Annotated in this window: 13 protein-coding genes; 9 read left to right on the top strand and 4 right to left on the bottom strand. The window is 32.2% G+C overall.

The window, feature by feature from the left end; translation table 11 throughout:
* Nucleotides 1–225: 225 nt before the first annotated feature.
* On the bottom strand, nt 226–1,770 hold the full coding sequence (locus tag BXU10_RS15670; RefSeq protein WP_078228269.1) for a hypothetical protein: 1,545 nt from the start codon (nt 1,768–1,770) through the stop codon (nt 226–228).
* 154 nt (nt 1,771–1,924) lie between these two features.
* Here BXU10_RS15670 and BXU10_RS15665 point away from each other — a divergent pair, with 154 nt between their 5' ends.
* From BXU10_RS15665 to acs, 7 genes are all read left to right on the top strand, one after another.
* Nucleotides 1,925–3,100 (top strand): 2-isopropylmalate synthase, encoded by a 1,176-nt coding sequence (locus BXU10_RS15665; RefSeq protein ID WP_078228854.1) that lies wholly within the window; start codon nt 1,925–1,927, stop codon nt 3,098–3,100.
* 42 nt (nt 3,101–3,142) lie between these two features.
* Nucleotides 3,143–4,261, top strand: coding sequence for a 3-isopropylmalate dehydrogenase (gene leuB, locus BXU10_RS15660; protein WP_078228266.1), 1,119 nt, complete (start codon nt 3,143–3,145; stop codon nt 4,259–4,261).
* A 270-nt stretch (nt 4,262–4,531) separates the two neighbouring features.
* Nucleotides 4,532–6,205: a dihydroxy-acid dehydratase gene (gene ilvD / locus BXU10_RS15655; protein WP_078228264.1), complete on the top strand. Its 1,674-nt coding sequence runs from the start codon at nt 4,532–4,534 to the stop codon at nt 6,203–6,205.
* Nucleotides 6,206–6,266: 61 nt separating this feature from the next.
* The gene (gene ilvB / locus BXU10_RS15650) at nt 6,267–7,955 is read left to right on the top strand and encodes a biosynthetic-type acetolactate synthase large subunit (RefSeq protein WP_078228262.1); all 1,689 of its coding nucleotides are present in this window, start codon (nt 6,267–6,269) and stop codon (nt 7,953–7,955) included.
* Nucleotides 7,956–7,960: 5 nt separating this feature from the next.
* The gene (ilvN, locus tag BXU10_RS15645; RefSeq protein ID WP_031453446.1) at nt 7,961–8,485 is read left to right on the top strand and encodes an acetolactate synthase small subunit; all 525 of its coding nucleotides are present in this window, start codon (nt 7,961–7,963) and stop codon (nt 8,483–8,485) included.
* Between the two features lie 47 nt (nt 8,486–8,532).
* Nucleotides 8,533–10,002, top strand: coding sequence for a ketol-acid reductoisomerase (gene ilvC, locus BXU10_RS15640; protein ID WP_031453447.1), 1,470 nt, complete (start codon nt 8,533–8,535; stop codon nt 10,000–10,002).
* A gap of 481 nt (nt 10,003–10,483) precedes the next feature.
* The gene (gene acs, locus BXU10_RS15635) at nt 10,484–12,394 is read left to right on the top strand and encodes an acetate--CoA ligase (protein ID WP_078228259.1); all 1,911 of its coding nucleotides are present in this window, start codon (nt 10,484–10,486) and stop codon (nt 12,392–12,394) included.
* Between the two features lie 96 nt (nt 12,395–12,490).
* On the opposite strand, the gene BXU10_RS15630 is transcribed toward acs, so the two are convergent.
* The 3 genes from BXU10_RS15630 to prmA form a co-directional block, all read right to left on the bottom strand.
* Nucleotides 12,491–12,943 carry a 2-dehydro-3-deoxyphosphooctonate aldolase gene (locus tag BXU10_RS15630; protein ID WP_078228257.1) on the bottom strand — a complete coding sequence of 151 codons (453 nt, stop codon included), beginning with the start codon at nt 12,941–12,943 and terminating at the stop codon, nt 12,491–12,493.
* A gap of 230 nt (nt 12,944–13,173) precedes the next feature.
* Nucleotides 13,174–13,449: an ATP-dependent Clp protease adaptor ClpS gene (locus BXU10_RS15625; RefSeq protein WP_078228255.1), complete on the bottom strand. Its 276-nt coding sequence runs from the start codon at nt 13,447–13,449 to the stop codon at nt 13,174–13,176.
* Nucleotides 13,450–13,484: 35 nt separating this feature from the next.
* A complete protein-coding gene (gene prmA, locus BXU10_RS15620) occupies nt 13,485–14,318 on the bottom strand; it encodes a 50S ribosomal protein L11 methyltransferase (protein ID WP_078228253.1) in 834 nt (277 codons plus the stop codon).
* A gap of 113 nt (nt 14,319–14,431) precedes the next feature.
* On the opposite strand from prmA, the gene BXU10_RS15615 reads away from it, so the two are divergent.
* Nucleotides 14,432–15,568, top strand: coding sequence for a hypothetical protein (locus BXU10_RS15615; RefSeq protein WP_078228251.1), 1,137 nt, complete (start codon nt 14,432–14,434; stop codon nt 15,566–15,568).
* The gene (locus tag BXU10_RS15610) at nt 15,528–17,858 is read left to right on the top strand and encodes a hypothetical protein (protein ID WP_078228853.1); all 2,331 of its coding nucleotides are present in this window, start codon (nt 15,528–15,530) and stop codon (nt 17,856–17,858) included. Before BXU10_RS15615 ends, BXU10_RS15610 begins: the two co-directional genes overlap by 41 nt.
* The last annotated feature ends 9 nt before the right edge of the window (nt 17,859–17,867 follow it).

Genomic DNA, 17,867 nt, shown 5'->3' with positions numbered 1-17,867 from the left:
GTGCAAAGTAAAGCAACCTCAAACTTGAAACCTGAAACAAAATAAACCATATAGATATAAAAAAAGAATGCCGGCATCTCGAAGACGCCGGCATCATTTAACTAACCAAAACCAAAATAATAAATAACCAGTTTATTACATTACAAATGTCCGACATATATCTTTCCTTTGCTGTTAAGGTTTTGTTATTACTTTGTTGGATATAAGTTAAGATTTTTAAAACTGTTAACGGCTGCTAAGTTTTGCCTTTTCTTTAATAATATCAGCAATTTTTCTGTTTTCAATTTTGCTTTCCAGCCATGATATTATATCCAAATACAGAAAAGCTCTTTTTTCATACGTGTTTTTTTCTAATTCAATAAAACGTTCCCGCATTTTGATAAATTCCCTTTTAATATCGGCTGGATAGAAATTATTAAGGTTTCTCATGAATTTAATAATTTCCTTCTGAACTTCATGCAGGTCATTCATTTTCAGTAAAAACTTATAGGTACTTTTGAGGTGATTCTCCAGATAGTAATCCTTGCCTAACTCGTAATGTGCTATTAAGGACAGGAGTCTTGCAAAACACATCAAATCTTCACGCATTGTCAGGTTTTTATTATTGATGATTTTATCTAAATAGTAAATCGAATCGTTGTATTTTTCATTTCCAAAATAGATAGATGCAATTTTGTAATAAAATAACATTTCGTGATGTTCATCAAGATGTTCGTTGTGAATTTTTATTTTCTCTAAAATTTCAGGAATCAAATATTCGCTTTCGGCAAATGTACCTTCAAGAATATGATAGTTTAATTTATTATTATATACATACAGAAATGATAGTGATGCGATGTTATCATTTGCAGGAAATTTATCATCATTAATTGTCTCTTCTAAAAGCGTTAGGTATTTCTTAAAATTCGATTTATATTTCAGCATATAAAGCGATTCTAAAAAGTAATGATTTCCCTTAAGAAAAAATACCGGATTTTGGTAAATCATATTTGGATTATCATAAAACAACCTGACCCATTTATATGCGTATTTATAGCTGGCAAGAAAATCCTGAACAAGAAAACTTCTCCATAAATTGGCATTGTAAAACCAATATTTTTCACGGAAACCAAACTTGCTTTCGTCAAGTTTAGAAATGTGCTTATTGAAATAATCATCAATATATTTATACTCCTCATCGCTTTTTACATAACCGGTCTTCAACATAATTCCATAAAGCTGTAATGATAAATTAGATAACTTACTGGAGATTGTATTTCGATAATTCAATTCCTTTGCCTGAATGACCAATTCATCGGCACGGCCCTGAATACTTCGTGTAATATATTGGGATTCGATTAATTTTTCGAATTCAACAATTTCATAAGCCATTAATTTTTCATCGTTTTCAAGTGCAGTGATTTTAGTTTTATCCAGGATTTTCAAGCTCTGTTTGTATAATCCTTTATTGTATAGAATAACAGCAAAATCAATTTGTTCCCGCAATTGATAACGAATATTCTGGCTCGGAATATTCAAGCGAATACTAACTAAAATCTGTTTATATAAGTATGATTTTAAATTAGATAACTGAACTTTTTTGATAATGCCGTTTTTAAGAATAAGCTTTTCATCGTAAGTTTCAGACTTATCCAAAATATTAAATAACTCAATGAATTTAGTATTCGAACTCGTTTCTAAACGGCTTGCAAAAATTTTAAACTGTCTTTTTTCGGATTTAGAAAGGGATTTAATCAGTACAAATAAGAAATCTTTTTGATGGTTAGCCATTGTAAAATATAATAATGTAACTTATTGATTTTTAATTGTTTAACTCGTTATAAATTGCGTTATGAACAGTATAATTTCATTAAAATGAATTTCATACTGAAGAAGTACAATATATATTTGTTTCAAGATGTGAAATTACATTAAATAAATGAATATGAATAGAGAGAAAGTTCAAATTTTTGACACCACTTTGCGTGATGGTGAACAGGTTCCAGGATGTAAGTTAGATACCAATCAAAAATTGGTTATTGCAGAAAGACTAGACAAAATGGGAGTTGATATCATTGAAGCAGGTTTTCCTGTGTCAAGTCCGGGCGATTTTTTATCGGTCTCTGAGATTTGTAAAATTGTAGAAAATGCAACCGTCTGCGGATTAACAAGAGCCGTAAAAAATGACATTGATGTTGCTGCAGCTGCCTTAAAGCATGCTAAGAAACCTAGAATCCATACCGGAATCGGAACTTCACAATCTCATATCCTCCATAAATTAAATACTACTCCGGAAGATATTATTGCCAGGGCAAAGTATGCTGTAGCTCACGCAAAATCATATGTTGAAGATGTTGAATTCTACGCAGAAGATGCTGGTAGAACTGATAATGCTTTTTTAGCTAAAGTGTGCGAAGAAGTAATAAAATCAGGTGCAACCGTTTTAAATATTCCGGATACAACAGGATATTGTTTGCCTGAAGAATACGGAGCAAAAATAAAATATTTAAAAGAAAACGTTAAAGGAATAGAAAATGTAATTCTTTCCTGTCACTGTCATAATGATTTAGGAATGGCTACTGCAAATTCAATTTCAGGAGCTATAAATGGAGCACGACAAATAGAATGTACTATTAATGGTATTGGCGAGAGAGCAGGAAATACAGCACTTGAAGAGGTAGTGATGATTTTTAAACAACATCCTTACTTAAATTTAGATACAAATATCAATACAAGAGAATTGAACGAAATGAGTCGTTTGGTTTCTGATAGTATGGGAATGATAGTACAGCCAAATAAGGCAATTGTGGGGGCAAATGCTTTTGCTCACAGTTCTGGAATTCATCAGGATGGTGTGATCAAAAACAGAGCTACTTACGAAATTATGGATCCTTTGGATGTAGGTGTTAATGAGTCTTCCATTATTTTGACTGCAAGAAGCGGAAGAGCTGCTTTAGCATACCGAGCTAAAAAAGTAGGTTATGAACTTACGAAAGTGCAATTGGATATCGTATATGTTGAATTCTTAAAATTTGCAGATATTAAAAAAGAAGTTTTAGACGAAGATATTCATCAGATTATTGAAGCTTCCAAGATTCAGGGAGATTTAATTAGAAGTTAATTTAGAAAAAACAGATTTTAAATACATAAAGAACGAGGCATTATGAATTTGAAAATAGCAGTTTTACCAGGAGACGGAATAGGACCGGAGGTAATTGCACAAGCCAAAAAAGCGTTGTATGCAATTGGCGAAGTGTATAATCATGAATTTGTTTTCGAAGAAGCTCTCATGGGAGCAATTGCTATTGATAAAACAGGAAAACCGCTTCCTGAACAAACACTGAATCTCTGTTTAAATACTGATGCTGTTTTGTTTGGAGCTATTGGTGATCCAAAATATGATAATAATCCAAATGCTAAAGTTCGTCCTGAGCAAGGGTTGTTAAAGCTACACAAAGAATTAGGGTTGTTTGCAAACATCCGACCAATTAAACCTTATAAGTCATTAATTGACGCATCTCCTTTAAAAAGAGAAATTATAGAAGGAGCTGATTTTACTATTTTCAGAGAATTAACAGGTGGTGCTTATTTTGGAGCAAAAACATTAAATGAAGAAGGAACACATGCTTCGGATTTATGTGAATATTCGGAAGAAGAAATTGCCAGAATTGTACATCTTGCTTTTAAAGCAGCGCAAAACCGTCGTAAAAAGTTAACAATGGTGGATAAAGCAAACGTTTTGGAAACCTCAAGGTTGTGGAGAAAAGTTGTTCAGAAAGTTGGTGAAGAATATAAAGATGTTACACTGGACTTTTTGTTTGTGGATAATGCGGTAATGCAACTGATTTTAAATCCAAAACAATTTGATGTGATTTTGACAGAAAATTTATTTGGAGATATTTTGTCTGATGAAGCAAGTGTGATTACAGGATCAATAGGTTTGTTAGCTTCGGCTTCTTTAGGTGAAAAAAATGCGCTTTTTGAGCCAATTCACGGTTCGTATCCTCAGGCAAAAGGGAAAAATATTGCCAATCCAATAGCTTCTATTTTGTCGGCAGCAATGTTGTTAGAGCATTTTGGACTGTTTAAAGAAGCAAATGTAATTTATAAAGCAGTTGAAAAGGCAATTGAATTTAAGGTAGTTACAATAGATTTAAAAGCAGATTCAAAATTTGGAACTAATGAAGTAGGGGAGTTTGTGTCAAACTTTATTTTCAGTAAAGATGATTTGCTCTATTTTAATAATGATAACGTTCATATCGGACAATCTACGATTGTTTAATATTTTTTGTTAAATGTTGCAATAATTAACAAGAAGTGTTTGAAATGTTGAGATTTTATTTTTTTTTGTCCTATTAGTTTTTGTACTTTTGTGGCATCAAAAAAATAAATGATGCAAATCTCAATTATTATTACTTCTGTCATTGTTGTCAATGTGTATAGCACATCTGCATCGGGAATGGTATAAATATAATTGAAAAATATATATTATAACCTCCCACTTAGTTGGGAGGTTTTTTTTAGGAATAAAATTAGAAATACAAATAATACAATGGAATTAAACAAGTACAGCAAAACAATCACGCAAGATGAAACTCAACCAGCTTCACAAGCAATGTTCTACGGAATTGGTTTGACAGAAGAGGATCTTAAAAAAGCGCAGGTAGGAATTGTGAGTATGGGCTACGACGGAAACCCGTGTAACATGCACTTAAATGACCTGGCTAAAGATATTAAGAAAGGGGTCTGGGATGCTGATTTGGTCGGTTTGATTTTTAATACTATTGGTGTTAGTGATGGTATTTCTAATGGTAATGACGGGATGCGTTTTTCTTTAGTTTCTCGCGATGTTATTGCTGATTCTATTGAAACTGTAATGGGTGCACAATGGTACGATGGTATGATTGCTGTTCCGGGTTGTGATAAAAATATGCCGGGAGCTTTAATGGCTATGGGTAGAGTAAATCGCCCTTCTATTATGGTTTACGGAGGATCAATCCATCCGGGAAAATGGAAAGGTGAGGATTTAAATATTGTTTCTGCTTTTGAAGCTTTAGGAAAAAAAATAAGTAACAAAATTACTCCCGAAGATTTCAAAGGTGTAATTCAAAATGCTTGTCCGGGCGCAGGTGCTTGTGGTGGAATGTACACAGCAAATACAATGTCATCTGCAATTGAAGCGTTAGGAATGAGTTTACCTTATAGTTCTTCTAATCCTGCTTTAAGTCCTGAAAAGAAACAAGAATGTGTTGATGCAGGTAAAGCCATCAGAATATTATTAGAAAAAGATATCAAACCAAGAGATATCATGACTCGTAAAGCATTTGAAAATGCAATTACAATGGTAGCTGTTTTAGGTGGTTCTACAAATGCAGTTATGCACTTAATTGCAATGGCTCATTCTGTAGGTATCGAATTGACTTTAAAAGATTTTCAGGATATAAGTGATAAAACACCGTTGTTGGCTGACTTGAAACCAAGTGGTAAATACTTAATGGAAGATTTACACAATGTTGGTGGTGTTCCGGGAGTAATGAAATATTTATTAAAGGAAGGTTTCTTACATGGTGATTGTTTAACTGTAACAGGGAAAACAATAGCAGAGAATTTAGCTTCTGTTCCTGACTTACATGATGGTCAACAAGTAGTTTTTGAAATAGCAAAAGCATTAAAATCAACAGGGAATATTCAGATTTTATACGGAAACATAGCAACAGAAGGTTGTGTAGCTAAAATTAGCGGCAAAGAAGGTGAGTTTTTTGAAGGTACAGCAGTTGTTTTTGAAGGTGAAAAAGATGTAATCAGAGGAATACAGGCTGGTGAAGTTAAACCTGGAAACGTGGTAATTATTCGTTATTGTGGTCCAAAAGGAGGTCCTGGTATGTCTGAAATGCTTAAACCAACCTCTGCTATTATGGGAGCTGGTTTAGGAAGCACTGTTGCTTTGATTACTGACGGACGTTTCTCCGGAGGTTCGCACGGTTTTGTAGTAGGTCACGTTACCCCGGAAGCTTATGAAGGTGGTGGAATTGCATTAATCGAAAATGGTGATGTTATTACAATTGATGCAATAAATAATACCATTAATATGAAAGTTTCTGATGAAGAATTGGCAAAACGAAAAGCTAATTGGAAGAGACCTGAAAATGGAATTAAACAAGGAGTTTTACTTAAATATATGCGTTCGGTCTCCAGTGCCTCTGAAGGATGTGTTACCGACAAATAATTTAATAAAAACTACGTCTAAATCTGAAATAAGGATTGAGAGGTGAAAAAAATAAAATAAAATGAAAATATCAGGGGCAGAAGCCGTTATTAGATGTTTATTAGCAGAAGGAGTAGACTTAGTTTATGGTTACCCAGGTGGTGCTATTATGCCGGTTTACGATGAATTATATAAATTTCAGGATCAATTGCACCATGTTTTGGTACGTCACGAACAAGGTGCAGCACATGCAGCACAAGGTTTTGCAAGAGCCACCGGTAAAGTAGGTGTAGCAATTGCAACCTCAGGACCTGGAGCTACAAATTTAGTTACAGGAATTGCAGATGCTCAAATCGATTCTACGCCATTAGTGTGTATTACAGGTCAGGTTGGAAAACATTTATTGGGTTCTGATGCTTTTCAGGAAACAGATATTATTGGAATCTCAACTCCGGTAACCAAATGGAATTACCAAATTACAGAAGCTCACGAAATTCCGGAAATTATTGCAAAAGCATTTTATATTGCAAGATCAGGGCGTCCCGGGCCAGTTTTGATTGATATTACTAAAAATGCTCAATTCGATGAGTTTGATTTTAGTTATGAAAAATGTACTGGAATCAGAAGTTATCATCCAAAACCAGTATTGAATATTAAAAAGGTTGAAGCAGCAGCGGATATAATTAATAATGCCAAAAAACCATACATTATTTTTGGTCAGGGTGTTATATTAAGTCAGGCAGAAGAGCAATTGAAAAGATTAGTTGAAAAATCAGGAATTCCTGCGGCCTGGACAATTCTAGGACTTTCAGCTTTGCCAACAGATCATCCTTTAAATGTAGGTATGGTAGGAATGCATGGTAATTATGGGCCTAATCTTTTAACCAATGAATGTGATGTTTTAATTGCATTGGGAATGCGTTTTGATGACCGTGTTACAGGAAATTTAGCGACTTATGCTAAACAAGCCAAAGTAATCCACTTCGAAATTGATCCTGCTGAAATCGATAAAAATGTAAAAACAGAAGTAGCTGTTTTGGCTGATTTAAAAGAAGCATTAACAGCTTTGATTCCATTAATTGACAAAAAATCGCATGATTCATGGCATAATGAATTCAAAGAAAAATATAAAATTGAATTAGAAGCAGTTATAGATGAAGAGTTGACACCAACGAATGGAAAAGGAATTTCGATGGGAGAAACGATTGAAATGATTAATAAACACTCTAAAGGTGACGCAATAATGGTATCGGATGTAGGACAGCATCAAATGTTTGCCTGTCGTTATGCTAAATTCAATTCCACAAAAAGTAATGTTACTTCAGGAGGTTTGGGAACTATGGGGTTTGCTTTACCTGCAGCTATTGGTGCCAAAATGGGAAGACCAGACAGGGAAGTTGTAGCTATAATTGGAGACGGAGGTTTTCAAATGAATATACAAGAATTAGGTACCATTCATCAAACGAAGGTTCCTGTGAAAATTGTAGTACTAAACAATGAATTTCTAGGAATGGTTCGCCAATGGCAGGAATTGTTTTTTGATTACAGATACGCTTCTACGGTTATGGTAAATCCAAATTTTTGTGCTATTGCAGAAGGGTATTATATCAAATCAAGAAAGGTAACGAAAAGAGAGGATTTAGATGCTGCAGTCGCTGAGATGTTGGCTTCAAAAGATTCTTATTTCTTAGAAGTTATGGTAGAAAAAGAAAATAACGTATTTCCAATGATTCCAACAGGAGCTTCGGTTTCTGATATGAGATTAAGTTAAAAATTATGGAAGAAAAAACATTTACCATATCGGTATACTCAGAAAATAACGTAGGCTTATTAAATAGAATATCAGGAATATTCTTAAAACGGCACATTAATATATTAAGTTTAAACGTTTCCGAATCAGAAATAGAAAATGTTTCAAGATTTATTATTGTAGTTGAAACAACAGAGAAATGGGTTAAGAATATTGTTGGACAAATCGAAAAACAAATTGAAGTTATAAAAGCATTTTATCATACAGATGAAGAGACAATTTATCTGGAAAATGCATTATTTAAAATAGCTTCAAGCTTGCTGTTTGATGAAAAACAAATTCAGAATATAATCAAAGACAGTCAGTCAACGATTGTAACTGTTTCACGTGATTTCTTTGTGATTTCAAAATCAGGAAGACGCTCAGAAATAGAAGAATTATATGCGAAGTTTAAACCTTACGGAATTATGCAATTCGTGCGTTCAGGAAGAATTTCTGTATCAAAAGAAAAGATGGAGATTTCATCATTATTATTAGAAGAATTAAAATAGTTTATCAATTTTCAAATTAAACATCATACTTATTAAATATTAAAAAAATGGCCAATTATTTCAACACATTACCACTTAGATTACAATTAGAACAATTAGGGGTTTGCGAATTTATGGATCAATCTGAATTTGCAAACGGGATAGATGCATTAGCAGGAAAAAAAGTCGTAATCGTAGGTTGCGGAGCGCAAGGTTTGAACCAGGGTTTAAATATGAGAGATTCAGGTCTGGATATTTCTTATGCTTTGCGTGCAGATGCAATTGCTGAAAAAAGAGCTTCTTTTAAAAATGCTACTGAAAATGGTTTTAAAGTAGGTACTTATGAAGAATTAATTCCAACTGCTGATTTGGTTTGTAACTTAACTCCGGATAAGCAACATACCGCTGTAGTTACTGCCATTATGCCATTAATGAAAAACGGTTCGACTTTGGCTTATTCTCATGGTTTTAATATCGTAGAAGAAGGAATGCAGATTCGTAAAGATATCACAGTAATTATGTGTGCTCCTAAGTGTCCGGGTTCTGAAGTGCGTGAAGAATATAAAAGAGGTTTTGGTGTGCCAACACTTATCGCTGTTCACCCTGAAAACGATCCAAACGGTTTAGGTTTAGATCAGGCTAAAGCTTATGCTGTTGCTACCGGAGGACACAGAGCAGGAGTTCTAAAATCATCATTCGTGGCTGAAGTAAAATCAGATTTAATGGGTGAGCAAACTATCCTTTGTGGATTATTGCAAACAGGTTCTATTTTATGTTTTGATAAGATGGTTGAAAAAGGAATCGACGCTGCATATGCTTCTAAACTAATTCAATACGGATGGGAAACTATCACTGAAGCATTGAAACACGGAGGTATCACAAATATGATGGATCGTCTTTCTAATCCTGCTAAAATTGAAGCTTATGAGCTTGCAGATGAATTAAAAGATATTATGCGTCCGTTGTTCCAAAAACATCAGGATGATATTATTTCTGGAGAGTTTTCAAGAACTATGATGATTGACTGGGCAAATGATGATGTTAACTTATTGAAATGGAGAGCTGCAACCGGTGAAACTAATTTCGAAAAAACAGCTCCACAAGAAGCTCCAATTTCAGAGCAGGAATATTTCGATAATGGAGTATTAATGATTGCAATGGTTAAAGCAGGTGTAGAATTAGCTTTCGAAACTATGACAGAAGCTGGTATTATCGAAGAATCTGCTTATTATGAGTCATTACACGAATTACCTTTGATTGCTAATACTATCGCAAGAAAGAAACTATTCGAAATGAACCGTGTAATTTCTGATACTGCAGAATATGGTTGCTATTTATTTGATCATGCATGTAAGCCTTTATTGACTGAATTCATGAAAAAAGTAGAAACTAATATTATTGGTAAACCATTTTCAACTTCAAATGGAGTAGACAATGCTGTTCTGATCGCAGTAAACAAAGAAATTCGTCAACATCCTATCGAAGAAGTGGGAGCTTGGTTGAGAGAATCTATGACTGCAATGAAAAAAATAGGATAATATATTACGCACCACGTTGTGTGTTGGGATTTTGCACTGTATCTTGGTTTTATATAATATTTTGAATTAGTAAGCACTTATTAAGATAATAAAAGATATGGCGCAGTTTACATTCACTTAACTTTGAATTATTCAGGTTAAGTGAAGTAATCCCTAATTATTTCGGTATATTTTGTAATACATATACTGTAGAAGTTTCTGTTATGATTAATGTTGCTTTTATTTTCAAAGTAAAAAGAAAATAGTAAGATCTGGTAAAATTAATTGTTATTGAAATTGTTAGAATTATAAAGGCATGGTATTTAGAAATATCATGCCTTTTTGTATTGTTAATATTTGATTAAAAGTTTAAAATTTAGGGAAAACACAATAAAATTAATGTTTTTTTTAGTGATCAGTATTTTTTTGATAAAATTTATAAATTAAATAATTTTAAGAATACATTGTTATTTAATACATTTATAAAAAAATTACAACAACTATGAGTTATTATAAAATAGAAAATTTAGAACAATATTTTAAACATTACAATAAGTCAATAAGAGAGCCAAGAAAATTTTGGGGTAAAATTGCAGAGGAAAATTTTACTTGGTACCAGCAATGGGAAAAAGTTGTTGATTTTAACATGGCTGATGCAGAGGTAAAATGGTTTACTGAGGCCAAAGTTAATATTACAAAAAATTGTATTGACAGACATTTAAGTAAAAGAGGAGAAAAAACGGCAATTATTTTTGAACCAAATAATCCTTCTGAGAATGCAATACATATTACATATAATGAACTATATGAAAGGGTTTCCAAAATGGCAAATGTATTGCGTGAGCAAGGAGTAGCAAAAGGAGACAGAGTTTGTATTTATTTACCAATGATTCCTGAACTTGCCGTAGCTGTGTTGGCTTGTGCAAGAATAGGTGCTATACATTCGGTTATTTTTGCCGGATTTTCTGCTTCAGCAGTTTCTGCAAGAATCAATGATTGTGAATGTAAAATGGTAATCACTTCTGACGGAGGTTACAGAGGAAATAAAACAATCGATCTTAAAGGCATTGTTGATGAAGCATTAGAAAGCTGTCCGTCAGTTTCTAAAGTTTTGGTTGTGAAAAGAACAGAAACTGAAATAAAAATGCAGGAAGGCAGAGATATTTGGTTACAACCATTATTAGATGCTGCTCTTGATTATAATGTAGCAGAAATAATGGATGCAGAAGATCCATTATTTATTTTATATACATCAGGTTCTACAGGAAAACCAAAAGGAATGGTTCATACCACAGCTGGATATATGGTTTATACAGCTTATACTTTTAAGAATGTTTTTAGTTATGAAGAAAATGATATTTTCTGGTGTACTGCAGATATAGGCTGGATTACCGGACATTCTTATATATTATATGGACCATTATTGAATGGAGGTACAACCGTAATATTTGAAGGAGTTCCATCTTATCCTGACTTTAGTCGTTTTTGGGATATTATCGAAAAACATAAAATCACGCAGTTTTATACAGCACCAACTGCAATTCGTTCATTAGCTAAGGAAAGTTTAGATTATATCCAGAAATATCCTTTAAAATCACTTAAAGTTATCGGTTCTGTTGGAGAACCAATTAATGAAGAAGCTTGGCACTGGTTTAATGACCACGTTGGAGATAAAAGATGTCCTGTTGTTGATACATGGTGGCAAACAGAAACAGGTGGAATTATGATTTCGCCAATTGCTTTTGTAACACCAACCAAACCAACTTATGCAACTTTGCCATTGCCAGGTATTCAACCGGTTTTAATGGATGATAAGCGTAATGAAATTGAAGGTAATCAGGTAGTAGGTAGTTTATGTATTAAGTTTCCATGGCCTGGTATAGCCAGAACAATCTGGAATGATCACGACCGTTATAAAAAAACATATTTCTCAGCTTTTCCTGGTAAATATTTTACAGGTGACGGTGCTTTAAGAGACGAAGTTGGATACTATAGAATTACAGGTAGAGTAGACGATGTTGTAATTGTGTCAGGGCATAATTTAGGAACGGCACCTATTGAAGATGCCATAAATGAACATCCGGCAGTTGCTGAATCTGCAATTGTAGGCTTTCCTCATGAAATAAAAGGGAATGCCTTATATGGTTATGTAATTTTAAAAGAAACAGGTGAAGTTAGAAACAAAGAAAATTTAGCTAAGGAGATTAATCAATATATTGCTGATCATATTGGTCCAATTGCTAAATTAGATAAAATACAGTTTGTATCAGGTTTGCCAAAAACGCGTTCAGGTAAAATTATGCGTAGAATTTTACGTAAAATAGCTGAAGGAGATTTTTCTAATTTTGGCGATACTTCTACATTATTGAATCCGGAAGTTGTTGAAGATATTATGAATGAAAGAATTTCGTAATACATTATAAAAACTAAAAAAGCCAAATCTTAATTTTTAAAGATTTGGCTTTTTTCTTTCAATCAAATAATTTTACATCTTTAAAATTAAGTTGTATTACTCTTTTTTCAGGCTCAATCCCATTGGAACCATCAAAATACCTTTTTCATAAATATTCAGATATAGTGTAATTGATTTTTTCTGTCCTTCCCACTTTAACTCGTAGACATTTAAAAATCCAGCTCCCATATCACTACGTTTGGTTGGAAACGGGCAACAGGTCTCTAACCTTGTATATGTTATTTTTTCGCCGTTTGGACCTGCTAAAGCGTTTAAAAAACGAATCTCATTCAGCGTCTCATCTTTAGTGTTTCTGTAGAAAATATTAATAGGATAGTCCGGGTTATAGCCATACTTTTTGTCTTTGCTGAATTCTTTAATGACAAACGTATTATTTTTGGTTAAAACTAAATCGGGAGCGTTATCATCTACATTTTTTAATGTCGATTTAGTACTTACGCATGAAGTAACGGCAATTAATAAAACAATAAGAATGGTTATTTTTTTCATGGAATTAATATTATTTTAATACAAATGTAAAAGATTTTTTCACCAGAGATTTATGAATTAAAACTAAATTTTAGATTTTATTGAAATTAATCTATTCTTAATTTTGATTTTTAAAATCAATTTGTGACATCAGTTATGATCAGATATTATGCCATAAAATTATGAATAAAAAAAAACACTCTACCCTGAATTCTGTGAATGTGGTAGAATGTTTTTTATATTATTTCATTTTAAACAATTTCGGCACTAAGTCCAGCTTCCAAAAGCTGTGTACATTGTAGTTTTAATTTATCGATAGGTCCTGTTTTTACGGTACATTTTCCATTATAATGTACAATCAGTGAACATTGTTCAGCTTGTTCGGCTGTATGGCTGCAAACACGCATTAAAGTCTCAATCACATGATCAAAAGTGTTTACATCATCATTATAAACAATAATTTCGTTATTGAAACCTATGGCTTCTTTTTCGCGATTTTTTTCTCTTACTTTTTCTTTAGTACTCATATTTTTACGTTTTGTACTTTAGTAATTTCGATTAATTAATTTACGTATTTTAATGAAACCCAGTTGTTTTTTTGAAACTTTTTTACATATGTTAAACCCTTTTCGGTACAAGAAGAATCAATAAAAGGAATATCTTCTTCATAAAAACCGCTCAAAAGTATAATGCCTTTGGGGTTAAGGCAGTCAACATAAAACTGCATATCGTTTAACAAAATGTTTCGATTGATGTTTGCTATTATTAAATCATATTTTTTGCCTTTTAATAAAGCTGCATCACCTTCGTAAACGGTGATGTGAGTGCAATTATTGCGTTCTGCATTCTCTATCGAATTCAAATAACACCAGTTATCAATATCAATGGCATCAATTGGCTGAGCACCTTTCATTTCAGCCAAAATAGCTAAGATCGCTGTTCCGCAACCCATGTCTAATGTTTTTAAACCTTCAACATCAATTTCAAGTAAATGCTGAATCATCATATGTGTTGTTTCATGATGACCTGTTCCAAAACTCATTTTTGGTTCAATTACAATATCAAATTCTGCATCGGTTTTCTGATGAAAAGGAGCACGAACATGACATTTTCCATCAACATCGATTGCTTCAAAATTCTTTTCCCATTCTTCATTCCAGTTAATCTGATCAATTTCTTCAACAGTATATTCGATTTTAAACTCTTCAGATTTTAAAATATAAATGTCATCTAAAATATTCTCATCCCATAAATCTTTTTTTACAAAAGCTGATATTCCATTCTCTGTTTCTGTAAAACTTTCGAATGCTTTTTCGCCTAATTCAGCTATTAAAATTTCTGATCCTAATTCCTTAGGCTCTATTGTAAAATGATATCCTAAATATATATTTGACATAAATAATTTTTTTTGCAAAGGTAATAATCGAAATTAGAAGTTGTTTATAAATAATCGATATCCTTACAAATATTAGTGTTAATTTTGATCAGCGTTTTTAGCCGATTAATCATATGAAGAATATTATTTTTGTTTTACTTTTTGTGGTGTTATGTTCAGGAAGTTGTAAGAAAGAACACGAAGTTATCAGATCATTTTGTTATTGGAAAACCGATTTGTCTTTCGACAAAGAAGATGATTCTTTGATAAAAGATTTGAATGTAAAACACATGTATGTTCGTTTTTTTGATGTTGAGTGGAATCCATATTCAAAAGAACCTTTACCTGTTGCGACGATTAATGATATTAGACTGAATGAGAGTAATCTGGATATTACACCAAGTGTTTTTATAACAAATGAAGTCGTTATCCAATCTGACAGGAAACAACTGGATAGTCTTGCAATCCAGATATTCAGGCGAGTTCTGCAAGTTGGTAATAAAATGAATCAAACCAAGGCTGAATCAATCGCATATAAAATTGTTTATCCGGAAAATTATCATAAAAAGAAAGATTTTAAAACACTGAATTATGATTCTGTAAAATCTGCTGAGCTATCAAAACTGAAAGTTAATTTTAAAGAAATTTTGATAGATTGTGACTGGTCAGAAAAATCAAAAGAAAATTATTTCTATTTACTTCAAAAAATAAAAAAAGGATTTCCAACTTCTAAAATTGCTGCTACAATTCGGCTTTGGCAGTATAAGTATGCTGAAAAATCAGGCATACCACCGGTTGATAAAGGTTTATTAATGTGTTATAATTTGGCAAAACCGGATGATTTTAAAACAGAAAATTCTATTGGTACAAGTGTTGAGCTCGAGCAATATATGACTCACAACCAATACAAACTCAGGTTGGATATAGCTTTGCCGCTTTACAGTTGGGCTGTGCTTTTCAGAGGTAATGCTTTTAAAGGCATTTTATCCGATTATGATCAATTATTGAATGACACAATTAAATTAAAAAAATCTTCATCGAATAAATTTATACTTCAGGACGATGTGTTGGTTGGGCAAACTTATTTACGAAATGGAGATGAAATCAGAATTGAAAAGATTTCAAATGATGAATTGGACAAAATGATTTCTGTCATTAAAGATAAGATTCAGATTGATGGACAAACCCGGATAACTTTTTTTTCTTTCGATAAAAAATACATAAATGATTATGGAACTCAAGAAATATCTAATTACTATACGCGTTTTTAGAATTTTAATTTTAGTATTAAGTTTTCAGGTTTCTTTTGCTTGTGGATGGAGTGTTTCACCTGAGACAAGCAGATTGGCATTGTTTAAAGCGCAACGTGAAGGTTTTTTTAAATTGACTCCTTTTTATTATTCTGCTGATTCTTATTATTCTACCAACACAATTTCTAATGCAGATCAGGAATTGAATTGTTTAGAGTGGAAGAAAAAATTAGGTAATCAGATAAATAAAAATGATATCTATTTTGTTTTGTATCAGACAGATGCAGAAGTTTTTCAAAATGCATATGAGAACAAGGCTTTAAAAGATGTATTTGCAAGGAATACTTTTATTGAAACTTTATTGATGCCCCAAAATAAAGCTTTTTTAGATTATATTTTATTCGCAAAAAAAATGGAATATGATAGTAGTCCAGTTGAAAAATGGGAATCCTGGGATAATATTGATTATGACAGTAATGGAAAAAAATCTTCTGATTTAGAGAATTTCGAACAAAAAATTGCTTCCTCCAAAGATGCTTTTTTAAAACAGCGTTATGCTTTTTTAATTTTACGATATAGTTTTTACGCTCAGGAACCAAAAGAGGTAATCCGTTTGTACGATACCTTTTTTGCTGAAAATAAAAAAACAATATTAGCACCCTGGGCATTATATTATAAAGCTTTATGTATTGATGATTTGACTTTGCAAAACTATTTACTGAGTAAGGTTTTTGCAGCTTGTGAAGAAAAATCATTTGCTGTTTTACAACATTATAATTGGAAACTGACCACAGAAACTTTAGTCTTAGCTAAAAGTGATGAAGAAAGAAGTGTGATTCTGGCTATTGAAAGTTTGCGAAACCCGGCCCCGGATTTAAAAGCTATAAAAGAAGTTCATGCATTAAGCCCCAATAGTTTGTATTTGAGTTTTTTAATTGGGAGGGAAATCAATAAACTAGAAGATTGGATTTTTACACCACAATTTACCAATGGCAGCCCTTCTGTAGTGTTAAATGGTGAAATATGGTATGAAGATTTTGCCAAAGCAAAACAAGAAAATTACAGTAAGGATATTTTATATTTAAGAGAATTGAAAGATTTTTTGATTAGTATTCTGGATAATACATCCGGAGAGCAAAAGGATTATATCACAACTGCAATAGCACAACTGTGTTTTATTGATGACGAAGTTGATTTAGGGAAGAAATATACCAATATGATTTCTGATAGAGCTAATGCTACAATACAAATGCAAAAGAATATTCAGCTGGCTTTAATTGCACTAAAACAGAATGACCTTAATAATGAAAAAGTTCAGAACCAGCTTTTTGAGAATTTTAATGCTGTAGAAAATCTGATAGAAAGTGATAAAGGCTTATTTAAAAATCTGTATAGTTTATATAGAATTGCCAGTAATGAATTTTTCAGGCAAGGAAACAGAGTAATTGCGGGTTTATTATTTATGAAATCTGATATTAAAAATGAAGGTGAATATTCGAGATATAACATTCCTTATTTCTATACCTATATTGGTTATTTTGATCGCCATGCGACAGTTGAAGATATCGATAAGCTGATCACTTTACAACAAAAGGAAAATAAAACGCCTTTTGAGAAATACATTTGTTCAGGGACGATATCACCTAATATTAACTATTATAAAGATTTAAAAGGAACCCTTGCTTTTAGAAATAATAATTTGGAATTAGCTTACGAAACTTTTTCCGGAATGCCGAAAGATTTTTGGGAAAAGAATTATTCATTTACGAATTACCTGAATGAAAATCCATTTGTGCCTAAAATACTTCAAAAAACGGAAGAACGTAAATTTAATTATCGTTTCAATAAAGCAGAATTTATAGCAAAACTTATTCGCTTAAAGAAACAAAACACAGCTGCCAGTAATCTGCAATTAGCACATGCCTATTTTAATGTTTCTTATCTGGGAAATTCCTGGATGATGACTGCTTATGATTGGACTTCCGGAGAATCCTACATTGATTATATTTATGGAGATAATACTGATGTTGAAAAAAAATACCAAAATGGTAATTATTATAATTTGACAATGGCAAAACTATATTATGAAAAGGCCTTGAAAATGTCTAAAAATAATAATGAAAAGGCAATGGTAAGCTTAATGATTTTCGAATGTAATTATTATAGTTATCATGCTGATCATGTTTATTCAGATCAGGAAGTTGTTCCTTTTGAAGCAGGGCAGGAGCTGGAGGATTTTTATTCAATTTATTCAAAGACGGCAAATTTTAAAAAATACAACTGTCCGCTTTTGGATTCTTATATAAATTAATCAACTTTA

This window comes from Flavobacterium sp. LM4, assembly GCF_002017935.1.
In the GTDB taxonomy this organism is placed as follows: domain Bacteria; phylum Bacteroidota; class Bacteroidia; order Flavobacteriales; family Flavobacteriaceae; genus Flavobacterium; species Flavobacterium chungangense.
Note: the sequence above shows the minus strand (reverse complement) of the source record. Positions and strands in the feature narration are given on the sequence as shown.